This window comes from Halorubrum sp. SP3 (genome assembly GCF_005435195.1).
Lineage (GTDB): Archaea > Halobacteriota > Halobacteria > Halobacteriales > Haloferacaceae > Halorubrum > Halorubrum sodomense.
Map to the genome: position 1 here is coordinate 62,467 of NZ_SGTU01000007.1, position 2,271 is coordinate 64,737.

Below are 2,271 nucleotides of genomic sequence, written 5' to 3' on the forward strand. Positions count from 1 at the left end.
GCCGCTCGGGGATACGCCGTAACCGATCCCGCGGTGACGACCGCCGAAGCCCCAGTCGCGAGGGCGGCGCAGGCGACGCAAGTAGCGTGGCGCGTAGCGCCACGGAAAGCCGGCGGCTTCGCCGCCGGCGACACCGCAACGAGGGAGCGAACGCAGTGAGCAACCGAGTGAGGAGCACAGCGAGCGTGCGCCGCCCTCGCGACTGCCCCTTCGAGTCCCGCCCCGCTCCGCACAGCACCTCACGCCTCCCCAGCCTCGTCAGTCGCCCTCGCTTCGCTTCGGGCGACTGACTCCCTCGCGCGTGCGACTCGCGGCCTGTCGGCCGCTCGTCGGCACGCGCCACCGCATCGTGTTTATAAATGGTCTCCTCTCACTGACCCGTTATCCGCCGATCCGTTCCCACGCGAGGTGGACCGCGATCCCGGCGAGGAACGCGACACCGAGGTTCGTCGCGAGCGCGAGGAGGCCGATTCCGACCGAGAGCGCGCGGTTCCCCGAGTCGGTGACGTTGCGCGCGAGCGAGACGGCGACGATAGCGAGCAGGGCGCCGAGCATCGCCAGCGGGAACGCCGCGATGAGCGCGGGGGTGGCGAAGAGCGCGGCGACGAGGTAGCCGGCGCCGAGGACGACGTTCGCGCCGCCGGTGCGCGCGCCGAACGCGTGCTTGCCGGCCACTCCGTCGCAGCCGTGACACATCGGGATCCCCCCGAGCGGCACCGCGATCAGGTTCGTGATCCCCATGCTCGTCGAGAGCTCGTCGGGCGTCACCTCGGCGTCGAGCAGGTCCGAGAAGAGCAGCGCGGTCGCCAGCGCGGCGTTCCCGATGGTCATCGCCAACTGCGCGGCCACGCCGTCGAAGGTGGCGCGCGTGAGGGCCGCGCCGAACGCCGGCGTCGGGGGCGCGCCGGGCAGCCGCGGCGTCGGCACTCCCGCGACGACGAGCGCGGTCGCGATTCCGACGACCGCGACGGCCAGCGCGCTCGCCTTCCCGTGGCCCGCGAGCGCGAACACAGCCGCGATTGCGACCCCGGCGAGCGCCACCGCCGGGTCCTCGACCGCGAGTCCGAGCCCCGTCTCGAAGAGGACGAGCCCGACCGCGAACTGGACGCCGCGGATGACCGGTTCGCCGATCCACCGCTCGACGTGCGCGAGCGTTCCCGTGAGCCCGATCGCGAGGAGGAGGACGCCGAGTATCACGCCCGCGAGCGCGAGTTCGGCGTAGGTGAGCGCGCCGGCGATAGCGAGGGCGGCCAGCGCCTTCATCGGCTCGACGGACACCGGAAGCCCGTACCGAACCCCCCAGACGATCTGGAACGCGCCGAACGCGACGAGCGCGTGCGGCAGCGAGACGTCCGTCAGCAGCGCCAGCGCGACGACCAGCGGGATGACCGTAATCGAATCCCCCATCGCGCCGGTGACCGCTCCGGCTCCGAACTCGACCGACCGGACCCCCGTAGAATCGGAGCGTTTCACGAGACGGGCGCCCTTTCGTCCGAGCGCGCTTGAAGCTGTTCAGCAATCGCTCCGGGTCACCCCGCCGTCGAAGCGAAACCACGTTCGATTACTCGTCGTCGAACGCCGGGTCGTTCGCGTCGACCATCGGGCAGTTCCGGACCCGAAACCGGGAGAAATCGACCGACTCGACGATGTCGGTCCCCTCGTGAGTACACGCCGTCTCCGGAGGCGCCGTGAAGTGCGGGCACTGCTGACAGTAGCTCCGCTTGTCGACCACGCGCTCGTCGCCGGTCGCCGCGGCGCCCGCCGCCGGTCCGGCGGACCGCGTCGCGCCGTCGACCCCGCCGCCAGCGGCTCCGCCGTCGAACCCGGCCGCGTCGGTGCCGACCGACGACTCCTCGTCGAGCGCCTCCCACACGTCCTCCCCGACGTCGCCCACCGCCATCGCCTCGAAGGGGTCGTCTCCGCCCGCCGCGTCGCCCGCGTCGGCGTCCAACTCGGCGAACGGGTCGTCCGGAGGGACGGCGGGTTCCGGGTCCGTTCGGGGTTCTGGGTCGGCGTCGTCCGAACCGCCGCCCGCGTCTCGGTTCGATCCGGCGCCGTCGTCCACTCCCTCGCCGAGCGCCGCGAAGGGGTCGTCGGCCCCGTCGGCGTCGGGAGCTTCGAAGGCGCCGGCCTCGTCGCTCGCTCCGTCGTCGAAGGGTCCGTCGTCGAAGTGGTCGCCGTCCGACCGATCGCCGTCGCCGTCCGGCCTATCGCCGTCGCCGTCCGGCCTATCGCCGTCGCCGTCCGGCCTATCGCCGTCGCCGTCCGGCC

The 2,271-nt window shown here is 72.7% G+C and carries 2 protein-coding genes; both read right to left on the reverse strand.

Annotated features, from left to right (window positions below):
* Nucleotides 1-381: 381 nt before the first annotated feature.
* On the reverse strand, nt 382-1,473 hold the full coding sequence (locus EXE42_RS07390) for a putative sulfate/molybdate transporter (RefSeq protein ID WP_092920190.1): 1,092 nt from the start codon (nt 1,471-1,473) through the stop codon (nt 382-384).
* A gap of 88 nt (nt 1,474-1,561) precedes the next feature.
* On the reverse strand, nt 1,562-2,271 hold a 710-nt coding region (locus EXE42_RS07395; protein ID WP_137706251.1), incomplete at its 5' end, for a hypothetical protein.